Consider the following 15,470-nt stretch of genomic DNA (forward strand, 5'->3'; position numbering starts at 1 on the left):
GAACCGCCGGCGGGGACGCCAGAGCACATGAGCCATCAGGATGTGTAGCTTTCCAACGTACCCGTTCGCCGCACATCCAGCGTTGCGCAGTGAAAACCACCTCCCAGGGATCGACCCTGGCGCCATGGAAGAGGAGCGCAACTAATTCCCTTCTTCTCCAGCAGGCGAATGAGTCCGGTTTGCGATTTTTCGACCACTACCAATTCCGGAGAAATGCTTAGGAGATTCATGCTGATCCAAGGCGAGCTGAAGGAGTAGCCTAAAAATCCGGTATCCACCGGCTCCGGGGCCAGGATCACTTCCCAGCTGCGCAGCACGTCCGGAATCGTCTTTTCGCTGACACGTGCAGGATTTACAAGCAAGAGGCCCGGGCGGAGCGCCGAAATTGTTGTGTCGATATGCGTCGACTTGTAGATGTTTTCGCAGGGATGAACGCGATATCTGTCCCCAAGGGTCGTCTGAAGCCATCTAGCTCCACTCAGATTTCCAGAATCAGACACAAGGTAGAGGATGTCACTACCGAGGCGCAGGCAATTGGCAGCATCGAACACCGGCTCTTCCTCGAGAACAGCGAGCAGTGAACGGTCAAGCCTGTTGTAGCCAGATTCCTTCAACTCCGGTCTAGGCGCAGAGATCCATCGAGCACCACTTTCCATGTACTCCCGAAGTATCTTCCGATAAGCCAGCGACTCGTACTGACGGGAGCGAAGTGACATCGGCGTCTCAATAATGGTTCTTCCGACAGCCAAGAGCGTATCTCGTGGGCAAAACGTGTGCATCCCATCGGAATTCCAATCCGGGGTCGAGTACTCTCTCGAATGATCAAGTGCGACAGGCCGACGGACCCTGATTCCTTGCGACTCCAGCAAGGCCATCAATCCAGCGATGTCCTCCTCGGCCTCGGCTATACATCGAGGATCGAAGGGGCCCACGGGAATCGCCGAAAGGTCCGAACATCGGATTGTGTGTTGGCCCCTGTCGGAACTGGGAACCCGAGCTCCCAAGGCGGTGCCGACGATCACCTCCTCAAGTGGGCTCCATTCATCATGGACAGACACCAACGAGTTACTCATGCGGGCCCGTTTCCTTTAGTGGTGACAAACCGGAAGGCGGAACAACGAGCCGGGAACCATGTCCGACGTAACGTGCATCGGGTCGCACAAGTGGCTGCCCGGTCGCTCGCTCCTCAAGGATATGTGCGATCCATCCGACTATTCGGTAGCAGACATGCAGTGGCGCGGACAGGTCAACCGGCAATCCGAGCGACTCGTAAAGGAGTCCGCCAAAGAGATCGTAGTTCGGTTGGGCACCGTCCCGCCTTGAGCAGGCAGCGTCGTACATCGCATTGACCTTTTCCAGCCCGTTCACATTGCCTTCATTTAGTGCAACCTGAGTTGCGACCTTCCGGTAGGGCGCCAGACGCGGATCACCCGCTCTCCCGTAGATTGCATGTCCAATACCGTCGACCAATGCGCCGTCATCCAAACGACGCTCGACGAACGCCTTGACGGCGTCCGACCCCTCCAGACTCGCCAGCTGCGCATAGGCTGTTTCCGAGGCGTATCCATGACGCGCACCCGAGAACACACCAGCTGCGGCGGCAACAGCTGCATGAACGGTAGTGTGAGCGCTGCTCGCCACCAGGCACGCATAGGTTGACGCCGTGGTGCCATTATCCGCGTGAATAATGAAGTCCCTGGTTATGGCGTCAATGTTTCGCCCGCTCGCCGGAAGACCGAACATGTGCAACATGTTCTCTACGTGCGAAAACTCCGGCTCAGGCGCTATGGGCTCCTTCCCCTGCCGAAGCATGTGATAGGCACTGAGCAACGCAGGGAGCTGAGCGATAAGATCCATGCCGACCTCTCCGACTTCCTCCAAGGGCTGAACGGAAAGACCATTCCGAACCGCAGAGATCTCGGCATTCAGGAGCGATACCGCGGTCACGAGGGCAGATAGGGGATGCGCGCCAAGACGTGCACAGAGACGAAGGGTCTCCATAGCCGCTGGTGAGATTTCCCTCCGCTGCGCCAATTGCTGCCGAAAGGCGAGTGCCTGGGCGTCATCCGGCAGCTCACGATTCAGCAGGAGGTACGACACCTGTTCAAAGGTTGCATTGCTCGCAAGCAGATCGGTTAAGTCGTATCCACAATAGGAGAGGGAGCCGTTACCTACATCGCTATTCGCGATGGAAGTCTCCGTAACAAGCAAACCCCGGAGGCTTCGATTCACCTGCCGCGAGCCCGTACGCCCGTGCGCGAAAGCCAGGATGCCTTGAATGGAGCGCAGCTCATGGTCGTGTCCGGGGCCGATCTGCGTACCCAGCCGAGTTTCCAGGGCCACCACGACACCGATATGGCCCAGAGAATCCCAGCTGTCTGGATCGTGCAAATGCGAATCATCGGATATGTTGCTGGGATCTTCGCCCAGGGCTTGCGCCACCAGCAACTTCACATCGTCCAGGGACAGCTTCGATGAAGCGACCTCGGTAGGGCGCAGAGATTTCTCCAGGAGCTCCACCACACACTTGCGGTCTATCTTGCCATTTGTATTCAGGGGCATTGCGTCCAGATTAACAATCTTTTGCGGGACCATATAGGGTGGCAAAACTTGCTCCACGGCATCAACGCTCACGGAAGAGCCAGTTATTGCAGCAACAACAAATTTCGGTTCGTTCGGCGGCCAGGGAACGGTGACCGCATCGGTCGCACCCAGCTTTCTCAGCGCGGCCTCGGTATCGCCCAACTCAATACGGTAGCCACTGATCTTTACCTGATGGTCATTGCGGCCGACGTAAACTATCGTCCCATCGCCTGAAACCTCACATATGTCACCGGTCTTGTAGTATCTTCTAACCTCACCAAACTCGGATCGAAGCAAAAAGCAATGACCACTCCGGTCGCTATTGAGATAGCCGGAAAAGATTTGAGGCCCTGCAATACACAGCTCTCCCCTGCCTCCTATCGCAACATCAAATCCTGCTTCGTCAACAATGACGACATGATGACCCGCGTAAACGTGGCCGATTGGAACCAGGCCGTTGACACATCGCTTCGGTGAAGTATCTGGATTCCATATATATTCGGAAACCGAAATCGTGGCCTCGGTCGGGCCATACATATTGACTACAGCCGAGTTGTGTGCAGCTTGCTGCCAGGCGGAAGCAACGTATTCAGGAAGTGCCTCACCGCAGAACAGGCTGTATCGCAGACTCGGCAGGCTGCGCGGGCTCAAGGCTGCGCCGCTTATCAGAGCCTTGGCGACGGAGGGCACAGAGAGCCAAACGCTCACCCTGTTCTCGTTGATGAAATGAACAGGGCTGGAAATATCTTGCGGTCGCATCGTGATTGCAGAGGCACCGCTCTCCCATGCCATAAAGGGACAAAATATCGATAGGTCAAAAGTGGAATCGAAGGTGAGCGCGAAGACATCCTCGTGGCCAAAATCGTATCGACGCACAGCAGAATCTACGTAGGCCGTCAAGCTGCCGTGAGATATTGGAACACCCTTTGGTCGCCCACTACTACCTGACGTGAACATGACGTAAGCAACGTCAGCGGCTCTCGGTTGCGCGATTTCATCCAGGGGCAGCGGAGGCGCTTTTGCGAGATCGACTGCGTCGACAATGGGGGCTCCGATTCTCCTGCTGAGCGGCCTACCCAGTCCCTCCGGAAGAAATACAGTGGGCTTCGTTTTCAGGAGATCAAAGATGTCGCTCAGCTCTTTCGCGGCCTCGCTGTCAACGACGATAACTGAGATACCGGCTTGCGTGATCATTTCCGCCAAACGCTGAGCGGGGAACTTTGGGTTCAACGGAACGAATGCGATGCCCGCCAGCAGAGCGGCTATCTTTCCCACATGTTCAGCTGCACCCGTGTGAACATAGATGCCCATGCCCTGCACCGGCTGTGAAGTCATGCACTCGCGCAGCCGAGAGGCCCATCGACGCGCTTCTTCTAATACTTCCGCGTACGACCATCCCTGACCGTCGTGAATCAGAGCTGCGTGATTGGGGCGCGCATTTGCGCTCTCCAGGAAGCCCGACACCAAGCCGGTCACCTTGTGTGCCGATGAATCCCGATTGAAAGATACGCCGTCCACCTACTTCAGCTCCCGTGTGGTCTTGCCCTGCAACGGTAGGTAGTTCACGGTATTGCGTCGGCCCCTGACGTCAGATTGTGCGCAATTCAGAGCCGATGCAGGCGGTGGCAAAGTTCCTTCGCGTAGACCTCCCACGGGTCGCGAGCGGCGTTATGGCACCCGTCAAGACTGAGGCGAGCCTCTGTTGAAGATGCAGTACTCGGTCCGGCCGGCGGGAACTGTCTGATTCTTTATGGGCGGTCGGGTGATCCCTTCAGTCGGCGGTCATGCCGTCGCCGTGTTAGCAGGGTCCCGGCAAAGTGGCGCGGTGTCCATAGACCGTTTGAGAGCGCGTGGTGGTGAACAGGTCTGTAGCTCGATGGCCGGGGCTTCGGCGAAGTCAGCCGGCGTCCGCGTCCTGACCGGTGACCAGGTTGGGCGCTCCAGACCGGACACGCACAACCGTCACGGACCTCCGAAATCCGCAGGACGAAGGTCTGCACGGTCAACAATCTGCTCGCCACTGCGCCGTCGGCACTCGCGCGGGCCGGCGCTTGTAGGTGGGGCGTTCCTGGTCGTAGCCCAACTCGGACGCGCCGACCAAGGTCATCGGGTACAGCTCCGCCCTGCACGGCTCCGGGCCGCGCGTCCACGATGCGGAGACGGAGGAGGCCGAACTACGTGCGCACCATGCACACCTTCAAGGGGCCCGAGTACCGCTACACCACCGTCGTCGGCGTCAACGACCGCGCCCTGCCGAACCCTTCGGCCATCACCCCCGAGGAGGTCGGCCGGCTCCAGCACGAGGCCGACCTCGCCGCGGAACGCTGCCTCTTGTTCGTCGCCTGCACCCGGGCCCGGGACGGCCTCTACGTCTCGTGGGCCGGGCAGCCGAGCCCGTTCGTGGTGGATGCTAGCTCCGGTCACGGTAGCGGGCACAGCCTCCTCACCCTCACCGAAGCGAGCAAACGCAAGCATCTGCAAGCGGTTTCACGATACTTTCACTTTCATGGAAAGGTATAGCTGCTTCAGCTCGTGAGGGCGGCGCGACAAAGGACGTCGTGGTGTGAGGGGTGGACGGGCGACGGGAGGGGAATGGCCTCAACTGCCCGCAGCCCGGCAGGGATGCCTGCGACCGGAATCCTCCTCCCGCCCACAGCAGTGCGGGATGCCCCTGGGCGGGCACTCGCGGAGGGGGCGCGTGATGGCTGACAAGAGGACTCCCGACGACGGAGCCGGCGAGAAGACCGGTCAGTGGGTCGCTGATCTCGCGGAGAAGGTCATGGTGAGCGGCGTAGGGCCGATCACGGGGTCGGCGACCTGGGCCGAGGCCCGTCTTTCGCGTCGGCAGGGTTCCGAGTACCGGGCACCTGGTGACGATGGGCGCCGTTCTCCTGAGGACATGAAGGACGACATCGATGCGGTCATAGCCCGCCTCATCAAGGAGTCCGTGGCCGCGGCCGGGACTCAGGGGTTCGTCACCGGGCTCGGAGGTCTGATCACTGCGGGCGTGATGCTCCCCGCGAACGTGGCCGCGTCCATCGCCATCAACATGAGGATGGCCGGGGCCATCGCACACCTTCGAGGATGGGACGTCCGCGATCCGCACATGCGGACCGTCGCGATGATGCTCGCGATCGGGATGAGCACGCAGAAAGTCCTCGCAACCTTCGGCGTGAAGGTCGGCCAGAAGCTCGGCGAGCAGATGATCAAGAAGATACCGATCGCGATGATCCGGGCGATCAACAAAAAGGCCGGGACCTACCTCGTCGCGAAGTACGGAACCCAGCGCGCCGCGATCACACTCGCCAAGGGTGTCCCGATCCTGGGAGGCCTTGTCGGAGGAGCCGTGGACGCGGGAGCGACTGCTGTCATCGGACGGGCCACGGACAAGGCCTTGCGCGGCGACACCCCGCGGGCCGAGGAACCGGAGTAACGAAGAAGTGAGCCCGGTGGACGAGCGCTCGCCTCTTCCTCGCTGCGCACGGAGAAGCGGACGGAGGACTTCCGGCACTGCCTGCGCTCGTCGCCGCCCAGCCTCGTCAGATCTCGCCGAGATCGCGAGACCTACGATGCTCCGAAGGTCACGATCAGCTACGAAAATGCCACGAGGACCACGACCGTCAGCTCGAGGTCCTCGCTTGCGTATCCCTACGAAGAGTGTCCGAGGGGGACTTGAATCCGCTGAAGGAAACGGCGGGTCGCGGGTTCGAATATCGGTGGGCGAACCGGGAGCGGCGGGAGAGAATTCGCCGATCATGCACACGGGACGTCGGGGGTGGCGATGAGCGGCAGGGTGCTGGCAGAGCGGTACCAGCTGAGTGACGAGCTGGGCCGCGGCACGACGGGGGTCCTATGGCGCGGCTGGGACAAGCGGGCCGGGGGTGCGGTGGCGGTCAGGGTGCTGCCGCCCGCGTACGGCGAGCCGGACGCGCACGCGCGGCTGTCCGCCGCATCGCGGACGCTGGGGAAGGTGCAGGACCGGCGCGTAGTCGATCGCGTGCACGTCCGCGCACGCCTTTACGTACTTGGAGTCCTCATACTGCTCCCCCGGCATGAAAGCGGGAGTGCCGAGCCGTGACCCCGTCTGTGTCAGGGCGTCACTGAAGTCCTGCCGCTCCGCGAGCACAGCAGTGGCTGTGACCTGGTCGGGAGTCAAGCCACCGTTGAGCGCGCGGTCGAGTTCCGCGGCTGCCTACGGAAACCGGGTCTGCAGGCTATTGGTGACAGATACGCGCTGACCGGCCGGTGATCGGGACGTTCGGGCACTTCCACCAGACCCGCCTTCTGGAGCTTTGCGCCAGCCTCTCCGGGGTATGGGGGCGTTGGCCTCGTGGTCGAATTCAGCGAACAGGTCGGGCAGACTGGCCAGATGGTTCGATACCGAAGCGCGTCTGCCCGCGCAGTAACGGGCTGCCGTTTTTCTGCGCTGTCCGCGCGACGACAGGGGTGTTCCAGACGTGGTCCGGGCCTTCAGGGCAGCGCCACATGACGGCCTCCCGAGTGCTGGCCATGACCTGGTCTGGTGTGCGGCCGTGGTTCAGGGCGGGTCGAGCTTTGTGGCCAGGTGCCACGACACGGCGGTACTGCTTCCTGGGCGCACATCTTCGGACAGCATCCGCAGATCGGGCTGAAGGCGTCCGCGGCTCCGGTGACTCCCTACCCGCGGGCGGAAGTCGCCCACTGGCTGATCTGGGCACAGAGCCTGCCCACCGCGGCCCAGCGGCGTAATGCCTGTCGCTCTTCTGCCTCGGTATCGGGTGCGGCCTCGCCGTCGAGGACCTTGTGTACGTTCAGGGGCGGGATATCGACGCGGGCCCCACCGGGCGGGCGCTGGTCAAGGTTCACGGGCGCCGGCCCTGCACCGTCGTGTGCCGTTACGTCTACGAGGAACTGCTCCTGGCGGAGACTGCAGACATCCCGGCAGAGGCGTACGTGTTCCGGCCGGACTGGCAGAACCGCACCAGTAAGAACATCGCATCGGACTGGCTCGCCAAGTACCCGCGGATCATCGGCCGTTGCGACGGTGCGGTATTGCAGACCCAGCGGCTGCGCACGACCTGGGTCGTCGATCTGCTGAATGCGGGCATTCCGCTGAAGGTGATTCTCAAAGCCTCGGGGCTCGCGACGCTGCACAGCCTCTCGCGCTACCTCGTCTTCCTCCACGACGTACCCGAAACAGAGGCATCCGATCTGTTGCGGGGAGCGGCGGCATGAGCAGGAAGAACCCGGAGAACAAACCTGCCGGCGCACCGGCCTCGCCCTACACCCAGCACCGCAAGCCCCCGGCCGTACCCTCAACGATCGCGAGGTGAACAAGGTCTTCGATCTTGTGCGGCAAAGCGGCGCATTGGAGCGCATCCCCGCGGACGGCCGCAGGCCGGGACCTAAGGGCATGCCCTTCCGCACCGTACTGATCGGCCTGATCCTGTCGCAGTACACGGGCAAGAGCGCAAACATCGACGACGCCTGGGAGACACTTTTCTTTGCGCTGTCTCCCGGGTCCAAAGCCCTGCTCGACGTTCCCGACATCGACCTGAACATCCCTGAGGGCGCCACCGACGAAGAGATCGACGACATCGCGCACAAGCAGTACGCGATGCCGAAGCGCGTCTACCGGTCCTGGACGTCGATGACCAAGCGCCTCGACCCGGCGCCGCACGACCGCCGCAAACGGCTGACCCTCCACGAGGCCAAGAAGATCCGGCGACAGTGGAATGCCCGCGCCAACAGGGACACCGTGCGCAACCTGGAAGCCATCGCCCGGACCTGATTCTCGCTCCGGTCATGACCTCCTACCAGCGTGGCGACTTCGCCCGCTGGCACGGGCACATCGCGGTCGACGACACTCCGGTTCCGGTCTGGGGCAAAGAGCCGGACTACCGCAAGGACCGGGCCTCGCTTGAGATCACCGCCGGGATGTACGTGAAGGGAGGAACGCCGAAGCGGCCGCCGCGTCCCGCCGGAGCTGGGGCCCCCACGAACACCGGCACCCGACGCGGCACAGCGAACAAGCCAGCGACTCAAAGTGAACCGACACGGAAGACAACCAAGGCACCGGAGAAGAATGAGTTCCCCTACGCCATGATGGCCGCGTTCCCCGGCCACGGCGACCTCGCCGGCGCCTACGCTGCGGTCTGTCTCGGCATGATCCTCCACACCCTGGGCACCGAACCGGGGCCGGCGGCCCTCCGCGCCATCCAACCGGCTTTTGAACGAGGCATGGTCAAAGACCTCTTCTGCGCTGACCGAGGCATCTCCCAGGCCAAGCCCCACCACCTGCATCTGCAGCTGCTCAAGCTCGGCCTCAGCGCGATGAAGCACTACAACGACGACAAGGTCGACCGGCAAGGACAGTTCCGAGGCATGGAGCTGGTCGGCGGCGAGTTCTACTGCCCGATGATGCCCACTCCGCTCGTCACCGCAGGCACCACTTACATCAACAGCCGCACGGACGAGGACCGCGCCCACGCACTCATTTGATCCAGTCCCGAAAGGACTTCCCGGCCAAGGTCAAGGAGTACGGCCCCGCAGGTGACCAGCGTCGACAGTGCCCGGCCCTCGGACCACACGCCACGGTCACCTGCTACCGCCGTCCCCAACCGCGACCGTCCACCATCGTCGACCTCGACGCCCCCGCTGTCCGCACCCCAGCTGCCCTGCCCACCATCCCCAAGCCCAAGCGGGACACCAGCACCTACCCCGACATCTGCACCGGGAAGAGCATCACTGTCCCAGGCACCGTGTTGGCCAAGTGGCGTCAGAAATAAGCCCTGTTCACCCCTCTGTAGCAAGAGGCCTGGTCCGGGCTGCGCAGCCAGAACGAGGGCGGCAACGGCAACCTCAAGAAGTCCGCCCTCGATAGCATCGACAACCCCCAGTTTCGCCTGCCCCACGGCCACGTCGCGCAGACACTGCTCAACGCCGTGATCATCTTCGTGGCGAATCAGCACGCCGCGTACCGCCCCCCAAAGCGGCCAGCCCGCCGACCCACCCCGGTCGGAACCGCTTCCGGCCGGGCAGGCCAAGCCTCCGCCACGTGAGTAACGCACCCCCGCCCCACCCCACCCCCTGAAAACCCCACATGCCTGGACCTCGGCCACCAGCCGTGGCGCAGGCATGTCCTGCTTCCGAAGGTGAAAGGTGCAGCACCCGGACCGCCACCGCACCAACCCCTCACCGAGCCGATCACACGACCCGACTGCCCCAGGAACGACGAAAAACCGGTGAGTCAATGACTCAACCGGCAATTCGTGAACGTATCGAGGACGATCTCGTGAACGTCCCAGTCAGTGTCCGAGGGGGGACTTGAACCCCCACGCCCGATAAAGGGCACTAGCACCTCAAGCTAGCGCGTCTGCCATTCCGCCACCCGGACAAGGTGTCTGTCGTTCGCGGTGTGTTCCCCGCGGCGACAAAGAAAACAATACCAGGGGTTTGGCGTGCCTCTCACCTGCGTTTTCGGTGGTCAGTGCGGTGCGGGGAACTTCGGGAAGCCGATCGGGGGCCACACCGCCCGACGCGCGTACGTTCCGTGGCCTGCCGTGTACGGCGCGTCGTCACGGCTACCTTCGCGAGCATGAGTGATCGCGGCTACCGACGGCCCCGCCCGCTGTCCCCCGTGCGTGAGCATCTGCGCGACACGTTCTGGTTCGCACCGACCCTGGGGCTGCTGGCCAGCTTCGCGCTGTGGTGGATCGTCTCCACCCTGGATACGGAGATCATTGCCCGCCTTCAGGACGATGAGGCGTACGAGCAGGTCAGGGAGCTGATCTCGTTCGTCGCGGATACGAAGACGATCGTCACCACGATCAGCTCGGCGATGATGACCTTCATCGGTGTGGTCTTCAGCATCTCGCTGGTGGCCGTCCAGATGGCCGCCGGGCAGCTCACGCCCCGGGTGGTGCGGATCTTCGTACGGAGCCGGATCAGCAAGCTCACGCTCACGGTGTTCCTGGCGACGTTCTCCTTCTCGCTGCTGGTCCTGAGCTCGTACGAGAGCGAGACCGACCCGCGGCGGGTCACATCCGTGCCCCTGCTGCAGAGCCTGCTGACGCTGGGGATGGTCGGTCTGAGCCTGCTGCTGTTCATCGCCTATGTGAGCTCCACGCTGCGGCTCATGCAGGTCGGTCCGGTCGTCGACCACATCACCCGCCAGTCGTTCCGCGTGCTCGGGCGGATTCCCGTAGGACAGCCGGAGGGGCAACCTCTCGCGGCCGAAACGGCGCAGATCATGCACTGGGGCCGGGCGGGTGTCCTCCACGACGTGAATGTGGCGCGGCTGGTGCGGGCGGCGCGGCGGCAGGGAGTCGTACTGCGGCTGATTCCGCGGATCGGGGACTTCGTGGTGCCGGGCACACCGGTGCTGGCCGTCCACGGTGGGGCCGCGCCACCGCGACGGGCGCTGCGGTACACCGTCTCCGTGGGCGTCGAGCGCACTCTGCACCAGGATCTGTCCTTCGGGCTGCGGCAGCTTTCGGACATCGCACTGCGGGCCCTGTCGACGTCCGTCAATGATCCGACGACCGCCGTGCAGTGCCTGGACCGGATCGTGCAGTTCCTGGCGGCGGTGGTCCACCGTCCGCTCGGAACCGTGCACCACCGGGACGGCCGGGGCGAGGTCAGGCTCGTCCAGGACGTACCCGGCTGGACGGATCTGGTGGACCTCGCCTTCGAGGAGATCCGCTGGTACTCGGTCGGCAGTCCGCAGGTGACGCGGCGGCTGCTGGCCGGCTTCGGGGATCTGATGCTGCTGGCCCCGGAGGAGCGCAGGAAGCCGCTGGTCAGGCACCGTGCGCTCCTGGTGCAGGCGGTGGAGCGCACGGTGCCGGATGCGGCCGAGCGGGAGTTCGCGCTGTTCCCGGACCATCAGGGGATCGGCTGAGGGTGCCGGGGGCGGGAACGGGAGTTACGGCATGAGGTGGTGGTCCGGGAAGTTGCCCGGGAGCCGTTCCGCGCCCCGGCCTTCCGTGACGGCACGGACGAGCAGTTCGCCGCCCACGAAGGCACCGCGCCAGGAGGCGCCGAAGCCGCCGAAGAGTTCGTCACGGTCACCTCGGGAGCGGGGTGTGCCATGGCCGGTCTTGAACGCGCGGATCTGCGGGGCCAGACGCGCGTACGTGGCGGGGTCATCGGTCGAGAGGGTGGCGACCAGGGCGCCGTTCGACGCGTTCATGGCGGCCAGGAGTTCCGCCTCGGTGTCGACCAGGACGATCGTGTCGACCGGGCCGAAGGGTTCCGCGTGGTGGAGCGGGGAGGACGGGGGCGGGTTGAGGAGTGTGACCGGGTGGAGATACGCGCTCGTGTCCTGGCCCGGGAGGAAGCGGGCGTCCGACTCGCGGCCCCGGTGGAGCGGCACGGCGCCCCTGTCGATGGCTTCGGTGACCTGGTCGGCGAGTTCCTTGGCCTTCGCCGCGTTGATGAGCGGGCCGAAGTCCAGGCTGGGGAGCGGGTCGTTCGGGTGCTCCACCGCGAGTGGGTGGCCCGTGCGGAGGGAGCGTACGGCGGGGAGGTACGCGGCCAGGAAGTCGGCGAACAGGGTGCGCTGGACGACGAAGCGGGGGTAGGCCGTGCAGCGCTGCTTGCCGTAGTCGAAGAGCTTGGGGATGACGGCGGTGAGGGCCGGCCAGTCCGTGAAGTTCCAGATTCCCCAGGTGTTCAGGCCCTCCTGTTCGAGGATGTGGCGTTTGCCGAGGTCGGCGACGGCGGTCGCGATACGGGCGCCGGTGTCCCGGCCGCCGACGAAGGAGACGCAGCCGATCTCGGGCGAGCGGACCAGGGGCGCGGAGAGTTCGCTGCCGCTGCCGCTGAGGAGGGTGAGGGGGACGCCCTCGCGGGCGGCGAGGGCGCAGGCCAGGGTGAGGCAGGCGACGCCGCCGTCGGTCGGGGTCTTGGCGATCACCGCGTTGCCGGCCAGCGCCTGTACGAGCATGGCGTGGACCAGCACGGACATGGGGTAGTTCCAGCTGGCGATGTTGGAGACCGGGCCGGGGAGCGGGGTGCGGTCGATGAGCATCCGGTCGATGTGGTCGACGTACCAGCGCACGCCGTCGATGGCCCGGTCGACGTCGGCCTGGGCGAGGCGCCAGGGCTTGCCGATCTCCCAGACCAGGAGCAGGGCGAGGAGCTCGCGGTGCTCGGTGAGGGCGTCGAGGGTGGCCGATACGCGGGCCCGGCGTTCGGGGAGCGGGACGTGGCGCCAGGCGCGGTGCTGGTCGAGGGAGGCGCGTACGGCGTGCGTGGCGGTGACCGCGTCCAGGCGGGGCGGGCCGGTGATGGGGGTGCCGTCGACGGGGCTCGTGGCGGGGAGGGTGCGGCCGTCCTGCTGCCAGGTGGCCTGCCAGAGGTTACGGACGTGGTCGTCCTGGAACGCCTCGGGGGCGGCGGTGAGGCAGCGTTGCCAGGCGTCGGTCCAGGCTGTGCGGGGTTTGAGGGCGAGGGTGGGGGTGGGGGTGGGGGTGGGGGTGGGGGTGGGGGTGGGGGGTGCGGTTGCGTTCGTGGGTGCGGGTGTTGGGGGTGTCATGGGTTCTCCGCTCTCGGTGCACGGTCGGGGCGGGGTGGTCGGTGTGGTCTGCAGGTGGGATGGGCGGTGCGGGTGGGGCGCCTGCGGCCGGCCTGTTCCCCTACCCGCCCCTTCCCGTAACCGGGGCTCCGCCCCGGACCCCGGTCCTCAAACGCCGGACGGGCTGAACGTGCCCGGGCGCGGGGTGGGGCCTGACAGGCTGAAAGGCGCAAGGAGCGTGAGGTGCCCGGCCGGCTGCGAGGTGCCTTGGAGTGATGGTCAGTTGCTCAGTGCGGCCAGTACCAGCCTTGCCGTCTCCGTCGGGGTCGTGCCGACCTGTACGCCCGCCGCTTCCAGTGCCCTCCTCTTCGCCTCGGCCGTGCCCGACGAGCCGGAGACGATCGCGCCCGCGTGGCCCATCGTTTTGCCCTCGGGGGCCGTGAAGCCGGCTATGTAGCCGATCACCGGCTTCGTGATGTGCGCCGCGATGTGGGCCGCCGCCCGTTCCTCCGCGTCGCCGCCGATCTCCCCGATCAGGACGATCAGTTCGGTGTCGGGGTCGTTCTCGAAGGCCGTGAGGCAGTCGATGTGGGTGGTGCCGATGACCGGGTCGCCGCCGATGCCCACCGCGGAGGAGAAGCCCGTCTCGCTCAGTTCGTGCATCAGTTGGTAGGTGAGGGTGCCGGACTTGGAGACGAGGCCGATGCGGCCGGCGCGGGGGGCGATGTCTGCCGGGATGATGCCCGCGTTGGAGTGCCCGGGGCTGATGACTCCGGGGCAGTTGGGGCCGAGGATCCGGGTGCCCCGCGTCCGTGCGTGTGCGTGGAAGGCGACGGCGTCGTGGACCGGGATGCCCTCGGTGATGACTACGGCCAGGGCGATGCCCGCGTCGACCGCCTCGATGACCGCGGCCTTGGCGAAGGGCGGCGGTACGAAGATGACCGTGACGTCCGCTCCGGTGGCGTCGATCCCCTCCCGCACCGAGCCGAAGACCGGGATCGTGCGGTCGTCCAGGTCCACCGTGCGGCCCGCCTTGCGCGGGTTGACGCCGCCGACGATCTGGGTGCCCGCGGCGAGCATCCGGCGGGTGTGCTTCATGCCTTCGGCGCCGGTCATGCCCTGGACGAGTACCTTGCTCTCCTTGGTCAGGAAGATTGCCATGTCAGTGCCCTCCCAGGGCCAGTTGGCTTGCTCGGTCCGCTGCGCCGTCCATCGTCGTGAGCTGCTGGACAAGGGGGTGGGCCCGGTCGTCGAGGATCGCGCGGCCCCGGGCCGCGTTGTTGCCGTCGAGGCGTACGACGAGCGGTTTGGTCAGGTGCACGGTCTCCAGTGCCTGGACGATGCCGTCGGCGACGGCGTCGCAGGCCGTGATGCCTCCGAAGACGTTGACGAAGACCGATTTCACGGCCGGGTCGGAGAGGATGACCGTCAGGCCGTCGGCCATGACGCGGGCGGAGGCGCCGCCGCCGATGTCGAGGAAGTTGGCCGGGCGGGCGCCGCAGCCGGCCACGACGTCGAGGGTGGACATGACGAGTCCGGCGCCGTTGCCGATGATGCCCACTTCGCCGTCGAGCTTGACGTAGTTGAGGCCCTTGGCCGCCGCGGCGGCCTCCAGCGGGTCGCCGTGCGGGTCTTCGGTGTCCGCTCCCCAACGGGACTGCCGGAAGCGTGCGTTGTCGTCGAGTGTCACCTTGCCGTCAAGGGCCAGGATGCTGCCCTGCGTGGTGCGGACGAGTGGGTTGACCTCGACCAGCAGGGCGTCCTCCTGGGTGAGGACCTGCCAGAGCGACTGGAGTACGGGGGCGACGTCCGCGGGCAGTGACGCCGCCTCGGCGATCTCCGCCGCCTTCGCCGCCGTGACTCCCTCGGCCGGATCGACGGGGATGCGGGCCACGGCTTCCGGCCGGGTGGCCGCGACCTCCTCGATGTCCATGCCGCCTTCGGCGGAGGCGATGGCGAGGAAGGTTCCGGCTGCCCGGTCGAGTACGTATCCGACGTAGAACTCGGCCTCGATGTCCACGGGTTGGGCGAGCATGACCGTCCGTACCCGATGGCCCTTGATGTCCATGCCGAGGATCTGGCGTGCGGTGAGTGCCGCAGCCGCCGGGTCCGCGGCCAGTTTCACCCCGCCCGCCTTGCCCCGGCCGCCGGTCTTCACCTGCGCCTTCACGACGACCCTGCCGCCCAGCCGGACGGCTGCCTCCTCGGCGGCTTTGGGCCGGTCGACCACCTCGGCATCGGGTACCGCGATGCCGTAATCCGCGAAGAGTTGCCTTGCCTGGTGCTCGTACAGATCCATAGCCACTCCCGATCGTGCCGATTGTGAAAGTGCCGCACGCCCCCTGGACACCACCCACCGGATGCGGGATAACAAGCTTCATACAGTATT

General features: G+C 65.1%; 12 protein-coding genes, 1 tRNA gene and 1 pseudogene. 7 read left to right on the top strand and 7 right to left on the bottom strand.

Going from position 1 to position 15,470, the window contains the following annotated elements:
• Positions 1–35 precede the first annotated feature (35 nt).
• On the bottom strand, positions 36–716 hold the full coding sequence (locus ACWGO0_RS10275; RefSeq protein WP_453530936.1) for a hypothetical protein: 681 nt from the start codon (positions 714–716) through the stop codon (positions 36–38).
• Positions 717–1,065: 349 nt separating this feature from the next.
• Complete coding sequence (locus ACWGO0_RS10280; protein WP_453530939.1) at positions 1,066–4,101, bottom strand: citrate/2-methylcitrate synthase; 3,036 nt, start codon at positions 4,099–4,101, stop codon at positions 1,066–1,068.
• Positions 4,102–4,761: 660 nt separating this feature from the next.
• Between ACWGO0_RS10280 and ACWGO0_RS10285 the strand changes: the two are divergent.
• From ACWGO0_RS10285 to ACWGO0_RS10295, 3 genes and pseudogenes are all read left to right on the top strand, one after another.
• Positions 4,762–4,995: pseudogene (locus tag ACWGO0_RS10285) on the top strand (3'-5' exonuclease); the annotation flags it as partial.
• Positions 4,996–5,248: 253 nt separating this feature from the next.
• Positions 5,249–6,016 carry an EcsC family protein gene (locus ACWGO0_RS10290; protein ID WP_453530942.1) on the top strand — a complete coding sequence of 256 codons (768 nt, stop codon included), beginning with the start codon at positions 5,249–5,251 and terminating at the stop codon, positions 6,014–6,016.
• Positions 6,017–6,364: 348 nt separating this feature from the next.
• Entirely contained in the window at positions 6,365–6,661 is a 297-nt protein-coding gene (locus ACWGO0_RS10295) for a hypothetical protein (RefSeq protein WP_453530945.1), read from the top strand.
• A gap of 262 nt (positions 6,662–6,923) precedes the next feature.
• Here ACWGO0_RS10295 and ACWGO0_RS10300 read toward each other — a convergent pair whose 3' ends face one another.
• Positions 6,924–7,280 (bottom strand): zinc-ribbon domain-containing protein, encoded by a 357-nt coding sequence (locus ACWGO0_RS10300; protein ID WP_453530948.1) that lies wholly within the window; start codon positions 7,278–7,280, stop codon positions 6,924–6,926.
• Between the two features lie 85 nt (positions 7,281–7,365).
• Here ACWGO0_RS10300 and ACWGO0_RS10305 point away from each other — a divergent pair, with 85 nt between their 5' ends.
• From ACWGO0_RS10305 to ACWGO0_RS10315, 3 genes are all read left to right on the top strand, one after another.
• Positions 7,366–7,797, top strand: coding sequence for a hypothetical protein (locus ACWGO0_RS10305; protein WP_453530951.1), 432 nt, complete (start codon positions 7,366–7,368; stop codon positions 7,795–7,797).
• Positions 7,798–7,891: 94 nt separating this feature from the next.
• Complete coding sequence (locus ACWGO0_RS10310; protein ID WP_453530954.1) at positions 7,892–8,353, top strand: hypothetical protein; 462 nt, start codon at positions 7,892–7,894, stop codon at positions 8,351–8,353.
• 14 nt (positions 8,354–8,367) lie between these two features.
• Positions 8,368–9,063, top strand: a complete 696-nt coding sequence (locus ACWGO0_RS10315; RefSeq protein ID WP_453530957.1) for a hypothetical protein — start codon at positions 8,368–8,370, stop codon at positions 9,061–9,063.
• Positions 9,064–9,873: 810 nt separating this feature from the next.
• Here the strand turns inward: ACWGO0_RS10315 and ACWGO0_RS10320 are convergent.
• Positions 9,874–9,958 (bottom strand) — tRNA-Leu (locus ACWGO0_RS10320).
• A 201-nt stretch (positions 9,959–10,159) separates the two neighbouring features.
• On the opposite strand from ACWGO0_RS10320, the gene ACWGO0_RS10325 reads away from it, so the two are divergent.
• Entirely contained in the window at positions 10,160–11,464 is a 1,305-nt protein-coding gene (locus ACWGO0_RS10325) for a DUF2254 domain-containing protein (protein ID WP_453530960.1), read from the top strand.
• Positions 11,465–11,488: 24 nt separating this feature from the next.
• Here ACWGO0_RS10325 and ACWGO0_RS10330 read toward each other — a convergent pair whose 3' ends face one another.
• The 3 genes from ACWGO0_RS10330 to sucC form a co-directional block, all read right to left on the bottom strand.
• Entirely contained in the window at positions 11,489–13,102 is a 1,614-nt protein-coding gene (locus ACWGO0_RS10330) for an aldehyde dehydrogenase family protein (RefSeq protein WP_453530962.1), read from the bottom strand.
• A gap of 258 nt (positions 13,103–13,360) precedes the next feature.
• The gene (gene sucD, locus ACWGO0_RS10335; RefSeq protein ID WP_453530965.1) at positions 13,361–14,242 is read right to left on the bottom strand and encodes a succinate--CoA ligase subunit alpha; all 882 of its coding nucleotides are present in this window, start codon (positions 14,240–14,242) and stop codon (positions 13,361–13,363) included.
• Position 14,243: 1 nt separating this feature from the next.
• Complete coding sequence (gene sucC / locus ACWGO0_RS10340) at positions 14,244–15,380, bottom strand: ADP-forming succinate--CoA ligase subunit beta (protein WP_453530968.1); 1,137 nt, start codon at positions 15,378–15,380, stop codon at positions 14,244–14,246.
• Positions 15,381–15,470: the final 90 nt, after the last annotated feature.

It is taken from the genome of Streptomyces sp. NPDC055749 (assembly GCF_053617235.1).